A 16,871-nucleotide genomic window follows, 5' to 3' on the forward strand; every position below is an offset into this window, starting at 1 on the left:
TCACACCGTATTTTCGATTCGTATATCCTTTGCGATGCTGCAGGGCGTCGTCCCCATGGACGAGATCCGGCCCAGCCGCATCCCGATCTTCGCCGCGAGCGCATCCGCGTCCGTGCTCCCCGTTTCCTGCAGCGCCGCCTGCAGAATCCAGCCGGCCGCCCGTGCATCCGAGCATGCCTCGTGATGATTCAGCTCAATACCGAGCGCTGCGGATACCGTATCCAGTTTATGATTTTTCAGCGCCGGCCATACGCGCCGGGCCACCTTTACCGTACAGATATAGCGGCACTCCGGCGCCGGCAGCTGGTAATGGCTCAGGCATGCGCACAGCACCGCCGTATCAAACATCGCGTTATGGCAGACCAGAACACTACCCTCCGCCTCCTGCGCCACTGTGTTCCAAACCATATCAAACGCCGGCGCGTCTGCCACCATGCGTTCCTTGATATGGTTGACCCTGACATTGCCCCAGTGGAACTTCCCAACGCAAGCGGGCGGCTTGATAAGCGATACCTGCTCACGGATCAGGCTGCGATCCTCAAACACCGCCACGCCAAGCGCGCAGGCGCTGAGCGGGGAAGCGTTTCCTGTTTCAAAATCGAGCGCAACATACCTCATTCGAGCGCCTCCCGCGGTGCGGCGCCCGCTCTTTCCTTTGCCGCGAGCAGGAAACGGTACAGCGGCGCGAGCCGGCGCATGGTATCCACCATCGGCCCGACAAACGACCCGTCCAACACGGGGGAGAAGTCGTTTGTTTCCCGAAAGTCCACACCAATCTCTTTCCGGTTCAACCAGGTCTGGTAGGCGGGCTTTGCATCCGGAAATTTCGGACGCTTATACAATTCCCCATCCAGCCGCACCTGCGGGCAGGCGCGGACCGCTTCATACGCCTCCAGAAACAGCTTATCCTCTTTCAGAATCATCTCACGCAGCGCCTCCATCTCGCCTTTCCCCCAAGCGCCCCAGCAGCCAAAGCCCCAGAACTCCGGATGAATTTCGAAATAATAGCACGGCACGGACTCATGCTCCCGACGCGGGCGGCGGAAAAACATCCACATATTCGCGCGGTAAAGCGTCTTATCCTTGGTATAGCGGGTATCGCGCCGTACACGCGATACCATGCGCGAGGGCGTGACCACAAACAGCGGGTCGATCTCCAGCATGGCTGGGGTCATCTCCGCGATCAATTCATGAAATGGCTGGATCGCCAGCCGTTTGATCTCTTCTTTATGCGATTCGTAAAATTCTCTGCTGTTTTGCAGACGGTTGAGCTGCAGCAGGTCGATGCCCGCGGCAGGAAAGCCTGTGAATGCCATGGAAAAGGGTACCACCTTTCTGCTTATCATTGTACCGCGTTTTACCGGTTTCCGCAACAGTATTTTGCAGACTTATCCCGCGTATGCCGCAAAATATTGTAGTCTGCAGCAGGCGGCGCTATCATCTTGCCCTGCCCCGCCGCTCCCCTCCTTGTTCCGGCCGTCTGCCCGGCTTTCCCGCCCTGGGCTGTGTACACACAGTGGACAAGCCGCCGGATTGGTGCTATAATAAACCCAATCTTTATCTGAAACAGGAGGGCGTTATCATGGAAAACCCTGAAAAATTGCTGGATCTGCTCAGCCAGGACGCACGCCTGACGCCGGCGCAGCTTGCCGCCATGACAGGCGCGACCGAAGCAGAGGTCGTTGACGCGGTCCGCACCTTTGAAAAAAACGATACCATTCTTGGTTATAAAACCGTTATCGACTGGGACAAGACCTCCAAGGAAAGCGTCACTGCATTGATTGAGGTCAAAATTACGCCGGAAAAAGGCATGGGCTTCGACGAGATCGCCCGCCAGATCTATTCCCATCATCAGGTAGAAAGCGTTTACCTGATGTCGGGCGGCTTCGATCTGACGGTCATCATCAAGGACCGCACCATGCGCGAGGTTGCGCGCTTTGTCTCCGAGCAGCTCGCGCCGATGGAAAACGTCCTGTCCACCGGCACGCATTTCATCCTCAAGAAATACAAGGACTACGGTGTAGAATTCGACCCCTCCGATCGCGATAAAAGAGAGGTCATGATGGCATGGTAGATTACGAGCAGCTGCTCTCCGACCGTGTCAAGATCGTAAAGCCCTCCGGCATCCGCCGCTTTTTTGACGCAGCGGCAGCCATGCCGGATGCGATCTCGCTCGGCGTCGGAGAGCCGGATTTCGAGACCCCGTGGCAGATTCGCCGCGCGGGCATTCAGTCCCTGGAAAAGGGACAGACGTTCTACACCTCCAACTGGGGCCTTGCCGAGCTGCGCAGCCAGATCGCGGGGTTGGCCCGCCGCAAATATCAGCTCTGCTATGACGCGGACAAGGAGATCCTCGTTACAGTCGGCGGTTCGGAGGCGATCGACAACGCCATCCGCGCGCTGGTCAACCCCGGCGACGAGGTGCTCATCCCCGAGCCCAGCTTCGTCTGCTATACCCCGCTGACCCAGATGGCTGGCGGCACCCCTGTCCCCCTGCCGACGCTGGCGAAGGACCAGTTCAAGCTGACACCCGACCGCCTGCGCGCGGCAATCACGCCGCGCACCAAGCTGCTGATCCTGCCGTATCCCAATAACCCAACCGGCGCGATCATGACGCGGGACGAACTGGAGGCCGTCGCCGCCGTGCTACGCGACACCAATATCATCGTCATTTCGGATGAGATTTACTGCAGCCTGACCTACGGCGCCGCGCCGCACGTCTGCTTTGCCGAGCTGGACGGGATGCGCGAGCGCACCATCGTTGTGGACGGCTTCTCCAAATCCTATGCGATGACCGGCTGGCGCCTTGGCTGGGCGATGGGTCCCAAGGAGCTGATGCGGCACATCTGCAAAATCCATCAGTTCGGCATCATGTCCGCGCCGACCACGGCGCAGTTCGCCGGCATCGAAGCCATCCGGACCGGCGAGGACGATATCGAACGCATGCGCACGCAGTATGACATCCGCCGCCGCTACCTGTTGGGCGAGCTGCGCTCGATGGGGCTGACGTGCTTTGAACCGCAGGGGGCGTTCTATGCGTTCCCTTCCATCGCCTCGACCGGCCTCTCCTCCGAGGCATTCTGCGAACGTCTGCTTCATGAGCAGCAGGTCGCCGTTGTACCCGGCAGCGCGTTCGGCAAAAGCGGCGATGGGCATGTTCGCATCTCCTATTCCTATTCCATGAACCATCTGCGCGAGGCCTGCTTCCGCATGCGGAAATTCCTGCAGTCTTTATAATTCCCATCTGCGCACAGAAAACGGACCGCCCTTTTGGGGCAGTCCGTTTTGCGTTATTCCCATATCAACTCTACCTCACGCGGCAGGCCGTAATATTCTTTATAATACGCGTCATAGTAATCGTTGTGATAAGGCATAGCCCAGCCGTACAGGTCGTTCGCAAACCGATGCTGCGTCAGGCGATCGCTGCCATCATAGGCGGCGATCGCAAGGCGGTTCGCCGCATCGACCGCAGCATTTGCCCGATACCCGTCATGCTGACCCTTGAGCGTCGTCCACGCGCAGAACAACAAAGGCACGCAGCACAGCGCCACGCATACGGCCCGCGCGGGAAAATACCGGCACAACAGCCACAGCAGCGCGGCCGCGACCACAACAGCCGCCGCCCACCCCTGTCCCCAGTGCCAGGCAAGGATGGAGCCCGCGCCCAGCAGGTACAGATACGGCGCTTCCCGCATCAGGCAGGCGGTAAGCAGCAAAAGCATCACCGCGCCGCACAGCATAGTGCGCGGCCCGACCGTGGGCGACACCAGCATCATCACCTGCGAACCGACTCCCAATATCAGGGCGAACAACGGCGTCCACTCCTGTTCCATCGCGGAGCGGACGGAAATATAGAACGCGCACAGCAGATAGCCGCCCAACACCGCCAGCGCATAGGCCGCGACGCGGACAGGCACCTCAGGGCTGTTGCGCAGCAGCTCCGGCACCTGCTCCGGCAGCCAGAACCACGCGGAAAACGAAATGACCGACAGCACGGCGAACACACCGTCCGGCACACTCCGGCGGCGCACCGCGCGCAGCAGCAGCCACAGCGGTATCGCGGTGAGCGTCAGGAAGTGGATGGGGAAAAGCGTATCCCCAAACAGAAAGGTCTGCCGCAGCTGCAGGACGTTATACTTCACCACAGCCAGTGTGCCGCCCTCAACCGGCGGCGGCGTGATAGACGCGCGGTAGGCGACCGACGGGGCAAGCAGAATGCTCGCCGCGCCTGCGGCCGAAAGCAACAGCGGCCACAGCGCCTTTTTCGGGAACCCCTGCCTGCGGACGAGCCAATGCTCCCCAACCAGCAGCACGGTCAGCCCGACCGCCATCATGCTGGCCTGCTCGACCGTCAGACCCGCGAGCGCCCCGAACACTGCCGTAGGCAGCCATCCCCTCCTGCCGGAAAGCGCATCGCGCAACAGCACCCAATATTCCAGGAAGAGCGCCAGCGGCAGAACATAGTTCATCGCGCCGGTAATCCAGTACACGCTCTGCCTTGTCAGCACGGCAGGCAGCAAGAAGATGCCGCACGCGCACAGCACCGCGACGGCGATCGTCCGCCTCCAGCCGTCCGCCGTAAGCCGCGTCAGGTTGAGCGCGATCGTGCCGAGTAAGGCCGCGATAAACACCCGCGCAAATGCGACGCGCCCGTCCGAACCCAGCAGGACCGCGTCCAGCAGGTGAACAAGGTTACGCCCGTTGGCCGTCTGATAATGCTGCACGATACGCGCCAGAAGCTCCCCCGCGTCCAGCCTGCCCCACCGGCCGTAAAACAGGTCGTCCCCCATCGGCACAACGTACTGCAGCACCGCATAGCAGCCGGCTGTCACCAGCAGGAACACGCCCAGATAGATCCAGGGCAGATATTTTCTGTTTTGTTCCGCTTCCAATCCCATGGATTTAGAATACACAATACTGCGCCATATATGCGTCCATCAACGGCAGCAGGTGCGCGTATTCCTGCTTATCCGCCAGATATTCGCGGATATCCTGCACAGTGACGAGCGCATGCACCTTGATGCCGAACTCCTCGCCAACTTCCATGACCGCGGTCTTGCCCGGGGTCGTGCCGACCTCGCAGCGGTTGACCGAAATGAACATATCGGTCACCTTCACATCCGCGCAGCCTTTCAGCACCGGCATGGTTTCGCGGATCGCGGTGCCTGCGGTAATTACGTCCTCAATGATAATGACACGGTCCCCGTCCTGCGGCTTGTAGCCAACGATGCTGCCGCCCTCGCCGTGGTCCTTTGCCTCCTTGCGGTTGAAGAAAAAGGGCTTATCAATCCCGTAATTGCGGGCAAGCGCGCCGGAAACCGAGGTCGCCAGCGGGATGCCCTTGTACGCAGGGCCGAACATCGCGTCGAAATCGCCGCCGACCGTCTCCTTGACGAGCGCCGCGTAAAACTCGCCCAGGCGGGAATTCTGTAGCCCTGTCTTATAGTTACCGGTGTTGACGAAATACGGCGTTTTGCGGCCGGACTTGGTGGTAAAGTCACCGAAGCGAAGCACGTCCGCGCTCATCATGAATTCGATAAATTCCTTCTTGGAAGCTGTCAGCATATTATCATACCGTCCTTTTTTTGGTCTGCTTCCATTATACCAGATTTATACGCCCCCCACAAGGTTTACCGGAAAAGCTGCTCCTCGGCGAGCAAAAGGCCGCATTTCAGGCCAAGGGCAAAGCTCTGCTCCTGATACTGTGTCAAAAGCGCCATCAGGTCGTTCTGAAACTGCTTTTTCTTCCGTCCGCCCTTTTCCGCCCAGCGGTCTACCTGACGGTAAACGCGGTCCTCCACCTCGGTCTCGTGATAGTTAAGACCGCTTATGACCGCGTCGTACAGCAGCGCTGTTATGGATTCCATATGTATCACCTCACTAACTATTTTATGCCAAAATGGTCAGTTTGTCAATATGCCATTTTGGTTTGTTGTATAATGAAAATCGAGGTGTATATTCATGAACCGTCTACGAGAAATACGAGAAGAAAAACAAATAAAGCAGGAAACCTTAGCAAATCTGCTCCACTGCTCGCAAACCACTTATTCCCGCTATGAATTGGAAAAACGGGATATTCCCACTGCGGTACTCCGTATCTTAGCCGATTATTATGACACCAGCATTGACTACATCCTTGGCCGCACCAACAATCCCGCCCCGCCGAAAAAATAGCATACTAAAAGCCCCGAAACCACCGGTTTCGGGGCTTTTCCTGTTATCGCAGCACCGCGCCCTGGTCGGCGGAGCTGACCATACGGGAGTAGCGGTAGAGCCAGCCGGACTTGATGTTCGGCTCGCGCGGGACGAACTTCGCACGGCGCGCTTCCAGCTCCTCATCGGATACCTTGACGTTGACCTTGCTGTTCGGAATGTCGATGGCGATGGTATCGCCCTCCTGAATGAGCGCGATCTCTCCGCCCGCCGCCGCTTCCGGCGACACATGGCCGATGGACGCGCCGCGGGACGCGCCGGAGAAGCGGCCGTCCGTAATCAGCGCGCAGTCCCTGTCAAGCTGCATGCCCGCCAGCGCAGAGGTCGGATTGAGCATCTCGCGCATGCCGGGGCCGCCCTTCGGGCCTTCGTAGCGGATAACGACCACATCGCCCTTTTGGATCTTACCCGCGTAAATGGCCTGGATCGCGTCGTCCTCGGAATCGAACACGCGCGCAGGGCCTTCATGCACCATCATCTCGGGCGCGACTGCGGAGCGCTTGACCACGCAGCCATTTTTGGCAATATTGCCCCACAAAACGGCAATACCGCCGGTTTCGGAATACGGGCTTTCCAGCGGACGCACGACCTCGGGGTTCTTGTTCACGACGCCCTCGAGGTTCTCACCCACTGTCCTGCCGGTCGCGGTGATGAGCGACAGGTCGAGCAGGCCGCGTTTGGTCAGCTCTTTCATGATAGCCGGCACACCGCCCGCCATATACAGCTCCTCGATGTGGTGCGGGCCTGCGGGCGCAAGGTGGCAGATGTTCGGCACCTTGGCGGACAGCTCATTGAGCGTGGCCAGGTCGAGCGGCACGCCCGCCTCGTTCGCCAGCGCGAGCAGGTGCAGCACCGAGTTGGTCGAGCAGCCGATCGCCATTTCACAGGTCAGCGCATTGCGGAACGCCGCCGGCGTCAGGATGTCGCGCGGCTTGATGTCACGGCGCAGCAGCTCCATGACCTGCATGCCGGCGTGCTTGGCCAGATGGATGCGCGCCGCATGCACAGCTGGGATGGTACCGTTGCCGGGCAGCGCCATGCCGATGGCTTCGGACAGGCAGTTCATCGAGTTGGCCGTGTACATGCCCGAGCATGAGCCGCAGCCCGGGCATGAGCCGCACTCGCATTCCATGAGCTTTTCGTCGTCGATCAGGCCGGCCTTGTACGCGCCGACCGTTTCAAAGGTCTTGGAGAGTGAAATCTCCTCCCCGTTGTAATGGCCGGCGAGCATCGGCCCGCCGGATACAATGATAGACGGGATATTGAGCCGCGCCGCGGCCATCAGCATGCCGGGTACAATCTTGTCGCAGTTGGGGATCAGCACGAGCGCGTCGAACTGGTGCGCCTGCGCCAGCGTCTCCACGCTGTCCGCGATCAGCTCGCGGCTGGGCAGCGAATACTTCATGCCGATGTGGCCCATCGCAATACCATCGCACACGCCGATCGCCGGAACGAGTACAGGCGTGCCGCCCGCGATACGGACGCCCGCCTTGGCGGCATCCGCGATTTTGTCAAGGTTGATATGGCCGGGGATGATTTCGCTGTATGCGGAAACAACGCCGATGATCGGCTTGTTCATCTCCTCTTCGGTCAGGCCGCAGGCGCGCAGCAGCGAGCGGTTGGGCATACGCTCCGCACCCGCGGTGATGTTGTCGCTTCTTTTGGACATGGGGGCTTCCTCCTTTTTGCAACACAGGCGGGCGGAAGCCCGCCCGCCTGTGCGCATTCAGCTTTTCACGCGCCCTCGGCGCGCATGTAACAGAAAAACAATGCCTGACTTTTTACACAAGAGCTGCAAAAAGCTTCGCTTTGTTGGACCTTTCCGCAGCCTCGGACGTGTCCGCGCGCCGCGCGGCACGTCCTCTCGTTTGAAACGGTAGTTTCAAACGAAGTTTTTTACTTCTTCAGCCAGCTCATCATGCTGCGGAGCTGCTTGCCGGTCTCCTCCAGCTGGCTCTCCGCCTCGACCTGACGGCTCGCCAGGAAACGGGCGCGGCCGCCCGCGCGGTTCTCCTGAATCCACTCGGAAGCGAAGGTGCCGTCCTGAATCTCGCGCAGGATCTTCTTCATCTCCTTGCGGGTCTCCTCGGTAATGATGCGCTTGCCGGTGCGGTAATCGCCGTATTCCGCGGTGTCGGAGATCGAGTAGCGCATCTTGGCAAAGCCGCCCTCGTTGATCAGATCGACGATCAGCTTCATCTCGTGTACGCACTCGAAGTACGCGTTCTCCGGCGCGTAGCCCGCCTCGACCAGCGTCTCGAAGCCGGCCTTCATCAGCTCGCAGACGCCGCCGCAGAGTACAGCCTGCTCGCCGAACAGGTCGGTCTCGGTCTCAGCGCGGAACGTGGACTCCAGAATGCCCGCGCGGCCGCCGCCGATGCCGCAGGCATACGCCAGCGCAATGTCCATTGCCTTGCCGGAAGCATCCTGATGTACGCAGACCAGATCCGGAACGCCCGAACCGTCCACATAGGTGCGGCGGACCGTATGGCCGGGACCCTTCGGCGCGATCATGATTACGTCAACATCCGCCGGCGGCACGATCTGCTTGAAATGGATGTTGAAGCCGTGCGCGAAAGCAAGCACGTTGCCCGGCTTGAGGTTGGGCTCGATCACTTCTTTATAGATATCCGCCTGCTTCTCGTCCGGAACGAGCATCATGATGATATCGCCCGCCGCGGCAGCCTCGGCCGGCGTCATAACGGTCAGGCCGGCAGCCTTCGCCTTTGCTTCGTGCTTGGAGCCCGGGCGCAGGCCGACGACGACGTTCACGCCGGAATCATGCAGGTTCTCGGCATGGGCATGACCCTGGGAGCCAAAGCCGATGATGGCAACGGTCTTGCCGTCAAGCAGGGACAGGTTGCAGTCCGAATCATAATACATCTTTACCATTTTTGTTTCCTCCTAAGTTTATATAAAATGAATCAGGAAAACGAATTGATTTTACGCCTGCGGCGCATATAGAAAAGGGAAACCGCCCTCAACTATTTTTCGATTGCCGTTACGCCCGAACGGCTCATCTCCAGCACCTCGAAGTTGGAGATGACATCCAGGAACGCGTCGATGCGGCTGGGTACCTCGGAAAGCTCAACAATCAGGGCGCGCTCGGTCGATTCGATGATAGCGGCGCCGTACAGCTCGCAAAGCTGCCGGATCGCGTCGCGCACATCGCCCGCCTCGGCCTTCAGCTTGACGAACACCAGCTCGCTGCAGCAGGAGTCCTCCTCCTGCAGATGGTCGACGCAGATGACCTCCTCCAGCTTGGAAAGCTGTTTCATGATCTGCTCCAGAATCGGTTCGTCGCCCTGCACGATGATCGACATGCGGGAAACCTTGGGGTCGGTCGTCGCGGACACGGTCAGGGAATCGATGTTGTAGCCGCGCCGGCCGAACAGGCTGGACACACGGGCCAGAACGCCCGCGTTATTCTGCACGGTCACAGAAAGGATATATTTTTGCATGCTGTCCTCTCCTTTCCTCAGTCCGCCACGATATCGTCGACCGTGCCGCCCGCCGGTATCATGGGCAGGACGCGTTCGTCCTTGTCGATCTGGCAGTCGATCAGCACCGGACCGGTGCGCTGCAGCGCATCGCCCAACGCCGCGCGCAGCTCGGCGATGTTAGTGGCGCGGAAGCCGCGGCCGCCAAACGCCTCCGCCAGCTTGATGTAATCCGTCTTGCGGTACAGGTTGGTCTGGGAATAACGCTTTTCATAAAACATGGTCTGCCACTGGCGGACATTGCCCAGCACGTTATTATTCATGATAACCGTGATGACCGGCAGGTTATAGGTAACCGATGTACACAGCTCGTTCAGGTTCATATGGAACGAACCGTCGCCGGTGATATGGATGACCGGCTTATCCGGAAACGCAACCTGCGCCCCCATCGCGGCGCCATAGCCGAAGCCCATCGTACCAAGCCCGCCCGACGTGAGAAAATGCCGGATTTTTTTGCAGCGGTTATACTGTGCGGACCAAAGCTGGTGCTGGCCGACATCGGTGGCGACGATCACATCGTCCCCCGCCATCTCGTAAATCGTCCGCAGCAGCTGGTGCGGGTGGATGACACTGTCGTCATCCTGCGGCACATAATCGAGCGTCCCCTGCCATTCGGCGATCTGCGCGCGCCATGCGCCGTGGTCGGCTTTCTGCACATAGGGCAGCAGCTTTTCGAGGAAATTCTCCGCGTCACTGACCACAGCGTAATCCACGCCGATGTTTTTGTTGATCTCGGCAGCGTCGATATCGATATGCACGACCTTTGCCTTCGGCGCGAAGCGCGACGGATTGGTCGCCACACGGTCGGAAAAACGCGCGCCGATGCACAGCAGCAGGTCGCACCGCTCGACCGCCCACGCGGCCGAAACCGTACCGTGCATGCCGACCAGCCCCAGACTGAGCGGCTCGGTATCCGGAATACAGCCGATCGCCATGATGGTATGGGCGGACGGGATATCCGCTTTTTTCATCAGCTCCAGCAGGGCCGTCCCCGCGTTTGCGGTCTCCGCGCCGCCGCCGTAATAGATCATCGGCCGTTCAGCCTGCGCGATCATGTCGGCAACCGTCTGGAACTGCTCACCGGTCACCTCATAGGTTTCATGCACCTCTACCTTTTCGCCCGGGACATAGTCGCAGGTGGCGCTGGTCACATCCTTGGGAATGTCGATCAGCACCGGTCCCGGCCGGCCGGACGCTGCGATGCGGAACGCGCTGCGGATCGTGTCCGCCAACTCCTCCACATGGCGCACCACAAAGTTGTGCTTGGTAATCGGCATAGTGATGCCGGCGATGTATACCTCCTGGAACGAATCGCGTCCGATCAGGCTGGTGCCGACGTTGCCTGTGATGGCGACCATCGGGATGGAATCCATGTAAGCCGTGGCGATGCCGGTCACCAGATTGGTCGCGCCCGGGCCGCTTGTCGCCAAGCATACGCCTACCCTGCCGGTCGCGCGGGCGTAGCCGTCCGCCGCGTGTGCGGCGCCCTGCTCATGCGCCGTTAAAATATGTCGAATGCGGTCGCTGTTTTTGTAAAGCGCATCATAGATATTGAGGACCGCGCCGCCCGGATAGCCGAATATCGTATCAACTCCCTGCTCGACGAGTACATCCACCAAAATCTCCGAACCGTTCTTTACCATGCGGATCCGCCTCCTTTCCTGTCTTAAAGCAAAAATAAAAAAAGCCTCTGCCTCTTCAAAGAGACAAAGACTATCACTCTGCGGTACCACTCTTTTTGCCGCGCGCCAAATTGCCGAACGCGACCACTCAACCCGATCCTTTAACGCAGATCATGCGGAACACCTTACACGGGGCCCTATTTCATCCCTTTTCAGACGCTCTGCTCGCGGAGGACTTTCGCGCTTCCTTTCCTCCACCGTCTCGCACCAACCGACGGCTCTCTCGCTGGATTCCAGGCGCTACTTTTCCGGTCATCGCCTATTGCAATATTCAAAATGTTATTCATATTATAAGACCGCTTTCGGGAAATGTCAACACCTTTTCGCATTTTACTGTGTTAAATTCTTGTCACAGGAATATTCTCCCGTTTTTGCGGCCATACTACACCGGAATCCATCAAGAAAAGAGGATGCGTTATGGCTGTGCCACTGTTGCGTACACTGATCCTTTATCTTGCCGTTGTGATTGCCGTGCGCGCCATGGGCAAGCGGCAGATCGGCGAACTCGACCCCTCCGAGCTGGTGGTCACCATTCTTGTTTCCGACCTGGCGGCAGTTCCCATGCAGGATCTCGGTATCCCCATGTTCGCCGGACTGGTTCCAATCGCCACGCTGGTCGCGCTCGAAATCCTGATGAGCTATGTCGCGCTGAAAAGCCGCCTTTTCCGGCGCCTGCTCAACGGGCAGCCGGCAATCATCATCCGCGGCGGGCTGCTCGATGTCAAAAAGCTGCGCCAGATGCGGCTGACCACGGACGAAATCATCGAAACCCTGCGCAAGCAGAATGTGGCATCGGTCTCGGACGTCAAATACGGCGTGATCGAGCCGGACGGCACGCTGACCGTCATTCTCAAGCAGCCGCAGCAACCGGTCACGGCGGAAATGCTCGGCCTGACCCCCAAGGACACCGGTCTGCCGCTCGTTGTGGTGTCGGACGGCAAGCTGGTCGCCCGCTCGCTCCAGCTTCTCCGCCTTGACGCACGGGATATCGAAAACCGGCTGAAAAACCAAAGCATCGCCTTATCCGAGGTTTTTCTAATGACGCTGGATGACTGCGGCAATTCCTTTATTCAACGAAAGGGGGATGCGTGATATGCAGCGGCTTTTTCTTGCCCTCTCCCTTTTCGCCCTATTGATCTGGGGCAGCTTGTGGAGCAGCCGGACGGTGGAAGCCACGGTGGACGCCATCGTTCAGGATATGGAAAGCGGCCGGCTGGAACAGGCCTACGAAAAATGGTCGGCCGCGCAGACCTTGCTCGGCTCCCTGCTCCTGCACGAAGAGCTGGACGAGGTTAACCGCCTGTTCGCTCGTGTGCGCACCGCCCAGAAGGAGCAAATAACGGACGACCTTCTGCTCGACCGGACAGAGCTGCTCGCTCAACTCCGCCATCTGCCTGATCTGGAACAGCCGAACCTGAAAAACCTGTTCTAAAAGCACAAAAAAATTCATTCTTTTTTGTGGAAAAAAATATAGCTTTTTCCTGTCAATTGTGATAGTATAAATTTGTAATTGATATTCATTTTCAATAACGAGCATTGACAAGAAAGGAACGGTTTTATGAACAACGCTGCATATAAAAAGCTGGACTACAGCCTTGCGCTACTGTCCACCGCAGAGGGCGGCAAAAATTTCGGCTGCATCATCAACTCCTTGCACCAGGTCACCTCGTCCCGTCCTCCCAAATTCACATTTTCTCTGAACAATGATTCCGCGACCTGTGCGGCGCTCAAGAAGAGCGGCGTTGCCGCGGCCACCCTGCTCGCCAAGCAGGCGGAGGACCGGCTCGTCAACGAGTTCGGCTACAAATCCGGCCGCGCGATCGATAAGTTTGCTTCTTTTGCCGTTCAGACCGACAGCCAAGGCTGCCCCTATCTGACGGATGGCATGGCATCCCGCCTGAGCCTGAAAGTAACGGAAACCGTTGCGATCGGCTCCTACACGCTATTTATCTGCGAGCTGCTCGACGCGGAGGTGCTCGGCGACGGCGATTGCCTGACCGTCAAGGAGTTTGAGAAGCGCGGCGAGGATGTTCCACCCGTTGCGCCGGTCTATCACGAATTATCCGCGGACGCGGGCTGGAAATGCACGGTATGCGGCTATGTCCGGCTGGCTGAGGACATTCCAGACGATTTCATCTGTCCGATCTGCCGCGCGCCGCGCAGCAAGTTCGTCAAGCGAAGCGAAGCATAGCGGCGTTTCCTCTTGCTTTCCGGCACATCCCTCTTTGGGCAAAAGGGGGATGTGCTTTTTCTTGCCTTTGCCCTTCCGCCGTGTTATGATGGGGACGGACCGGCGCGCGGCTTCCCCACCGCTCGCGATCAATGTTTTGCTGCACATTCTTTGCCGCATACGCGGCAGAAAACGAATAAAGGAGTAACCGTATATGATGAAAAACCTGTTGTTTGTCAATGGTTGTATCCGTGGCAGGGATTCGCGCACCCTGCGGCTTGCCCAGCACGTTATCAGCCGCATTCCGGATGCGGATATCGATGTGCTTCTGCTTCCCGCCCTCCATCTGACGCCCTACGGCGCGGCAGAGATCGCTGAACGGGATGCACTTTCCCGCGCCGGCGCTTTCGACGCCCCGTTTTTTGCGCTTGCAAACCAGTTCAAAAACGCGGATGCCGTCGTCTTGGCCTGCCCTTTCTGGGACTTGAGCTTTCCCGCCATGGTGCGCGCCTATCTGGAACGCCTGTGCGTGACCGGCCTGACGTTCCACTATAACCAATACGGCCAGCCGGTTGCGGACTGCAGGCCGCGGCGGCTGCTCTATGTGACAACGCGCGGCGGCATCGTCGATAACAGCGATCCCGCACTCGCCGACCATGGCAGCGCCTATCTGGAATCCATCTGTAAGCTGCTTTGCGGCGGCCGCTTTGACACCCTCGCGGCGCAAGGGCTGGATATCATCGGAAACGATGTCGAAGCCCTGCTCCAGCAGGCTGAAAAGCAGGCCGACCAGATCGCCGCGCACTTCTGGGCTTGAGCAAGCGCAGCATGGAATAGAAAAGAGGCTTTCCTCAGTGGAAGCCTCTTTTTCATGTTGTTACCGCACTTTGCGCGATGCCTCAAACGAATCCGCGCGCACCCAGAACACCTCGGCCACCGACAGAGCCGCGTCGGTATATGTCCAGCCGCCACGTCCGGTCTGGTGTTGCATGATAATGTCAAAACCGTGGCGTTTTTCCTCATTATCCTGCGCGAACTGCACGCTGCCGTAGCCCACAATGGACGAAAACGCAAAGCTGTACCGGCACGCCAGATCGCCCTCTCCGGTCAGCCCATCCTCAGTGTCCAGTTCAAAGCACACGCGCGGGTCTTTGCGCAGCGCGTCGATCTTTTTCCCTTTCAGGCCGCTGTGGAAATACAGCGTCAGGCCGCTTTCATCCCAGGTATAGCCGAAATTGAGCGGGATCACATACGGCATCCCTTCCGCGCTCATCGCCACGCGGCAGGTTTTGCAGGCACGGAGGATCGGCTCTATATTCTCCCGCCCTGTGATCTCTCTGTCTTTTCTGCGCATTTTTCTTCACCTCTGGACAAGCATACCATGTTTTTCCCTTTTGGGCAACCCCTATCCGGCGGCAGAGCACTCCCAAAGACCGGCGATCTGTCCGGACAGCGTATCATAGGACCATACCTTTCCGCTCCGCTCCACGCTGTTCGGATCGCGGACCGTATACCCTCCATCCGCGCGGCCGTACAGCACAATAAAGTGTCCCTCGGTCGTAAAATCTCCCGGCAGCATGGAGCAGATCACCGGATGGCCCGCGTCCAGCGCAGCGTCGACCTGCGCCTGGTCGAGCGCAAGCTGGCGGCACTGTACGCCCAGAGAGGGCGCGCCCTCGCTCAGCAGCGACCAGCTTGTCCCTTGCCCCGGCACATAGTATCCCTGTTCCGCGGCGAACTGCGCCACGCGGTAAGGGGTGAGCGTCGGGTCGCCGGTCAGATAGGCCGCTGCCATGGAAAGGCACGCCGGCGCACAGCCGCTGACCGCAACCGTACTTTCCCCATAGGGCTGGTACCCCCACCGCATATCCCATTGCAGCAGCAGTGGCATGGTGTCCAGCGGTTCCGTGAGGGACTGCCCCGGCGCGTCCCCATGGTGCGCCGGATATCCCAGCACAAACTCCAGCGTTTCGCTGTTGCGGGCGAGCAGATCGAGGTATTCCGGCGGATAAGCCTCCGGCGCGTCCACGATCGCCTGCGCGCGGCTGTCCCTGTGCGCGAGCTGGACGATCGACGCAGCCGTCCCGTCTTTCACGGCGATGCCGCGCGCGGCCCAGTCGGCCTCCACGCGCAGGCCGTCCAGCAGGCGCAGGCCGCCCCACGCCACCGCGGCCAGCACCGCCAGCAGTAACAGCGCGCGGAGGGGATGGCGGCGCTTTTTCACCCGCCTGCGCCGGCGCGGGGCTGTCCTGCCCGGCGCGGCCGCGGCCGACCGGCGTACCGTCTCCCCTGGTATGCTGATGTATCGTGTCGTCATATCCGTTCCCTTTCCCGACGGGCGCTTTGCGCGCGTCCGCCGTACCGTGTTTACAGTATAGCGGGCCTTTCTTAAGATTCCGGCAGGGGATTTCTTAAGATTTTCTGACCCCGTCTATCTATAAGAGTCAGAAAGTCCCCGATCCGTTGCAGAATATCTGCGGCGAACGGGGGCTTTTTCCCTCCTGTAAGCAACACGGCACAGGGACGAGGCTTGTTCTCAGGTATTATGGTCGGAAGCGTGGAACTGCTTCAGGTTGCCGATCTTCTGTGCGCGGACATCCATTTCCGCGCACACGTCCGCGAGCGTCACGCCGCATTCGTTCATCATCACCATCATGTGATAGAACACGTCGTTGATCTCGCCCACCAGCTCGGCCTTATCGCCGTTTTTTGCCGCAATAATGGTTTCGGCGCACTCCTCGCCGACCTTTTTCAAAATCTTATCCAGACCCTTTTCAAACAGGTAGCAGGTATACGAGCCCTCCTGCGGCTCGGCCCTACGCTGTGCGATCACAGCCTCCATTTGCTCAAAGGAATTCATGCTATTCATCCTCCTATCTTTTTTGCCGCTTCCATTCCAGTCAACGGCCACTATGATAGAGCCGCCCATCACCGCGACCGCCGCCTGCTATCAAAAACAATTGGGAAGCCCCGCTACAGGTGCCTTTCTTTCTCCCACAGCGTTGTAAAAAAACAGGTGTGGTTGCCCGTATGACAGACCGGTCCCTTGGGCGTGCCGACATAGATCAGCGTATCGTCATCACAGTCGGACAGTATTTTGGACACAAAAATAACGTTGCCCGAGGTTTCGCCCTTGTTCCACAATTTCTGACGCGAGCGCGAAAAAAACCACGCCGTGCCAGTCTCCATCGTCAGGCGCAGCGCCTCTTCGTCCGCATAGCCGAGCATGAGGACCTCGCCGCTGCGCTCGTCCTGACAGATAACCGGAACCAGCGGCGCCTTGACAAAAAATTTGTTTAGTTCCAT

At 59.1% G+C, this 16,871-nt stretch carries 20 protein-coding genes and 1 other annotated feature; of the genes, 7 read left to right on the plus strand and 13 right to left on the minus strand.

The genetic code is table 11. The annotated features are described in order from the left end of the window. Both H8S45_RS05370 and H8S45_RS05375 read right to left on the minus strand, forming a co-directional pair. The gene (locus H8S45_RS05370) at window positions 1-618 is read right to left on the minus strand and encodes a 3'-5' exonuclease (protein ID WP_054326219.1); all 618 of its coding nucleotides are present in this window, start codon (window positions 616-618) and stop codon (window positions 1-3) included. Next, entirely contained in the window at window positions 615-1,316 is a 702-nt protein-coding gene (locus H8S45_RS05375; RefSeq protein WP_054326218.1) for a DUF2461 domain-containing protein, read from the minus strand. Before H8S45_RS05375 ends, H8S45_RS05370 begins: the two co-directional genes overlap by 4 nt. Before the next feature lie 266 nt (window positions 1,317-1,582). Here H8S45_RS05375 and H8S45_RS05380 point away from each other — a divergent pair, with 266 nt between their 5' ends. After that, complete coding sequence (locus H8S45_RS05380) at window positions 1,583-2,074, plus strand: Lrp/AsnC family transcriptional regulator (RefSeq protein WP_107630632.1); 492 nt, start codon at window positions 1,583-1,585, stop codon at window positions 2,072-2,074. Beyond that, a complete protein-coding gene (locus H8S45_RS05385; RefSeq protein ID WP_054326217.1) occupies window positions 2,068-3,237 on the plus strand; it encodes a pyridoxal phosphate-dependent aminotransferase in 1,170 nt (389 codons plus the stop codon). The genes H8S45_RS05380 and H8S45_RS05385 overlap by 7 nt, the downstream gene beginning before the upstream one ends. Window positions 3,238-3,290: 53 nt before the next feature. Here H8S45_RS05385 and H8S45_RS05390 read toward each other — a convergent pair whose 3' ends face one another. The 3 genes from H8S45_RS05390 to H8S45_RS05400 all read right to left on the minus strand — a co-directional run bounded on the left by H8S45_RS05390 (window position 3,291) and on the right by H8S45_RS05400 (window position 5,867). Beyond that, complete coding sequence (locus H8S45_RS05390; RefSeq protein ID WP_186949771.1) at window positions 3,291-4,913, minus strand: DUF6056 family protein; 1,623 nt, start codon at window positions 4,911-4,913, stop codon at window positions 3,291-3,293. Next, window positions 4,903-5,565, minus strand: coding sequence for an orotate phosphoribosyltransferase (gene pyrE / locus H8S45_RS05395; protein ID WP_054326215.1), 663 nt, complete (start codon window positions 5,563-5,565; stop codon window positions 4,903-4,905). Before pyrE ends, H8S45_RS05390 begins: the two co-directional genes overlap by 11 nt. Before the next feature lie 65 nt (window positions 5,566-5,630). Further along, window positions 5,631-5,867, minus strand: a complete 237-nt coding sequence (locus H8S45_RS05400; protein WP_186949773.1) for a hypothetical protein — start codon at window positions 5,865-5,867, stop codon at window positions 5,631-5,633. A gap of 94 nt (window positions 5,868-5,961) precedes the next feature. Between H8S45_RS05400 and H8S45_RS05405 the strand changes: the two genes are divergently transcribed. Beyond that, entirely contained in the window at window positions 5,962-6,174 is a 213-nt protein-coding gene (locus H8S45_RS05405) for a helix-turn-helix domain-containing protein (protein WP_082396752.1), read from the plus strand. Window positions 6,175-6,217: 43 nt separating this feature from the next. Here H8S45_RS05405 and ilvD read toward each other — a convergent pair whose 3' ends face one another. The 4 genes from ilvD to ilvB all read right to left on the minus strand — a co-directional run bounded on the left by ilvD (window position 6,218) and on the right by ilvB (window position 11,356). Next, window positions 6,218-7,882 (minus strand): dihydroxy-acid dehydratase, encoded by a 1,665-nt coding sequence (gene ilvD, locus H8S45_RS05410; RefSeq protein WP_186949775.1) that lies wholly within the window; start codon window positions 7,880-7,882, stop codon window positions 6,218-6,220. Between the two features lie 227 nt (window positions 7,883-8,109). Beyond that, window positions 8,110-9,105, minus strand: coding sequence for a ketol-acid reductoisomerase (gene ilvC / locus H8S45_RS05415; RefSeq protein WP_186949777.1), 996 nt, complete (start codon window positions 9,103-9,105; stop codon window positions 8,110-8,112). Between the two features lie 92 nt (window positions 9,106-9,197). Continuing rightward, complete coding sequence (ilvN, locus tag H8S45_RS05420) at window positions 9,198-9,674, minus strand: acetolactate synthase small subunit (RefSeq protein ID WP_054326211.1); 477 nt, start codon at window positions 9,672-9,674, stop codon at window positions 9,198-9,200. 17 nt (window positions 9,675-9,691) lie between these two features. After that, window positions 9,692-11,356: a biosynthetic-type acetolactate synthase large subunit gene (gene ilvB, locus H8S45_RS05425; protein WP_186949779.1), complete on the minus strand. Its 1,665-nt coding sequence runs from the start codon at window positions 11,354-11,356 to the stop codon at window positions 9,692-9,694. A gap of 56 nt (window positions 11,357-11,412) precedes the next feature. Next, window positions 11,413-11,660 (minus strand) — a binding site (T-box leader). Window positions 11,661-11,812: 152 nt separating this feature from the next. On the opposite strand from ilvB, the gene H8S45_RS05430 reads away from it, so the two are divergent. The 4 genes from H8S45_RS05430 (at window position 11,813) to H8S45_RS05445 (ending at window position 14,382) form a co-directional block, all read left to right on the plus strand. Further along, window positions 11,813-12,487, plus strand: coding sequence for a DUF421 domain-containing protein (locus H8S45_RS05430; protein ID WP_054326210.1), 675 nt, complete (start codon window positions 11,813-11,815; stop codon window positions 12,485-12,487). A 1-nt stretch (window position 12,488) separates the two neighbouring features. Further along, window positions 12,489-12,827 carry a DUF4363 family protein gene (locus H8S45_RS05435; RefSeq protein ID WP_054326209.1) on the plus strand — a complete coding sequence of 113 codons (339 nt, stop codon included), beginning with the start codon at window positions 12,489-12,491 and terminating at the stop codon, window positions 12,825-12,827. Between the two features lie 126 nt (window positions 12,828-12,953). Further along, window positions 12,954-13,586, plus strand: coding sequence for a flavin reductase (locus H8S45_RS05440; protein WP_186949781.1), 633 nt, complete (start codon window positions 12,954-12,956; stop codon window positions 13,584-13,586). 193 nt (window positions 13,587-13,779) lie between these two features. Then, complete coding sequence (locus tag H8S45_RS05445) at window positions 13,780-14,382, plus strand: NAD(P)H-dependent oxidoreductase (protein WP_107630636.1); 603 nt, start codon at window positions 13,780-13,782, stop codon at window positions 14,380-14,382. Between the two features lie 60 nt (window positions 14,383-14,442). Here the strand turns inward: H8S45_RS05445 and H8S45_RS05450 are convergent, their stop codons facing one another. From H8S45_RS05450 to hisI, 4 genes are all read right to left on the minus strand, one after another. Then, window positions 14,443-14,919, minus strand: coding sequence for a pyridoxamine 5'-phosphate oxidase family protein (locus tag H8S45_RS05450; RefSeq protein WP_054326205.1), 477 nt, complete (start codon window positions 14,917-14,919; stop codon window positions 14,443-14,445). A 51-nt stretch (window positions 14,920-14,970) separates the two neighbouring features. Further along, window positions 14,971-15,882 carry a C39 family peptidase gene (locus H8S45_RS05455; protein WP_082396746.1) on the minus strand — a complete coding sequence of 304 codons (912 nt, stop codon included), beginning with the start codon at window positions 15,880-15,882 and terminating at the stop codon, window positions 14,971-14,973. A 219-nt stretch (window positions 15,883-16,101) separates the two neighbouring features. Beyond that, a complete protein-coding gene (hisE, locus tag H8S45_RS05460) occupies window positions 16,102-16,425 on the minus strand; it encodes a phosphoribosyl-ATP diphosphatase (protein ID WP_054326204.1) in 324 nt (107 codons plus the stop codon). Between the two features lie 113 nt (window positions 16,426-16,538). Then, entirely contained in the window at window positions 16,539-16,871 is a 333-nt protein-coding gene (hisI, locus tag H8S45_RS05465; protein ID WP_107630639.1) for a phosphoribosyl-AMP cyclohydrolase, read from the minus strand.

It is taken from the genome of Agathobaculum faecis (assembly GCF_014287995.1).
GTDB classification, from domain to species: Bacteria; Bacillota; Clostridia; order Oscillospirales; family Butyricicoccaceae; genus Agathobaculum; species Agathobaculum ammoniilyticum.

Bases quoted from the DNA above. Each gene is read 5' to 3' on its own strand.
- H8S45_RS05370 (WP_054326219.1), bottom strand. From the start codon at position 618: ATGAGGTATGTTGCGCTCGATTTTGAAACAGGAAACGCTTCCCCGCTC.
- H8S45_RS05375 (WP_054326218.1), bottom strand. From the start codon at position 1,316: ATGGCATTCACAGGCTTTCCTGCCGCGGGCATCGACCTGCTGCAGCTC.
- H8S45_RS05380 (WP_107630632.1), top strand. From the start codon at position 1,583: ATGGAAAACCCTGAAAAATTGCTGGATCTGCTCAGCCAGGACGCACGC.
- H8S45_RS05385 (WP_054326217.1), top strand. From the start codon at position 2,068: ATGGTAGATTACGAGCAGCTGCTCTCCGACCGTGTCAAGATCGTAAAG.
- pyrE (WP_054326215.1), bottom strand. From the start codon at position 5,565: ATGCTGACAGCTTCCAAGAAGGAATTTATCGAATTCATGATGAGCGCG.
- H8S45_RS05400 (WP_186949773.1), bottom strand. From the start codon at position 5,867: ATGGAATCCATAACAGCGCTGCTGTACGACGCGGTCATAAGCGGTCTT.
- H8S45_RS05405 (WP_082396752.1), top strand. From the start codon at position 5,962: ATGAACCGTCTACGAGAAATACGAGAAGAAAAACAAATAAAGCAGGAA.
- ilvD (WP_186949775.1), bottom strand. From the start codon at position 7,882: ATGTCCAAAAGAAGCGACAACATCACCGCGGGTGCGGAGCGTATGCCC.
- ilvC (WP_186949777.1), bottom strand. From the start codon at position 9,105: ATGGTAAAGATGTATTATGATTCGGACTGCAACCTGTCCCTGCTTGAC.
- ilvN (WP_054326211.1), bottom strand. From the start codon at position 9,674: ATGCAAAAATATATCCTTTCTGTGACCGTGCAGAATAACGCGGGCGTT.
- ilvB (WP_186949779.1), bottom strand. From the start codon at position 11,356: ATGGTAAAGAACGGTTCGGAGATTTTGGTGGATGTACTCGTCGAGCAG.
- H8S45_RS05430 (WP_054326210.1), top strand. From the start codon at position 11,813: ATGGCTGTGCCACTGTTGCGTACACTGATCCTTTATCTTGCCGTTGTG.
- H8S45_RS05435 (WP_054326209.1), top strand. From the start codon at position 12,489: ATGCAGCGGCTTTTTCTTGCCCTCTCCCTTTTCGCCCTATTGATCTGG.
- H8S45_RS05440 (WP_186949781.1), top strand. From the start codon at position 12,954: ATGAACAACGCTGCATATAAAAAGCTGGACTACAGCCTTGCGCTACTG.
- H8S45_RS05445 (WP_107630636.1), top strand. From the start codon at position 13,780: ATGATGAAAAACCTGTTGTTTGTCAATGGTTGTATCCGTGGCAGGGAT.
- H8S45_RS05450 (WP_054326205.1), bottom strand. From the start codon at position 14,919: ATGCGCAGAAAAGACAGAGAGATCACAGGGCGGGAGAATATAGAGCCG.
- H8S45_RS05455 (WP_082396746.1), bottom strand. From the start codon at position 15,882: ATGACGACACGATACATCAGCATACCAGGGGAGACGGTACGCCGGTCG.
- hisE (WP_054326204.1), bottom strand. From the start codon at position 16,425: ATGAATTCCTTTGAGCAAATGGAGGCTGTGATCGCACAGCGTAGGGCC.
- hisI (WP_107630639.1), bottom strand. From the start codon at position 16,871: ATGGAACTAAACAAATTTTTTGTCAAGGCGCCGCTGGTTCCGGTTATC.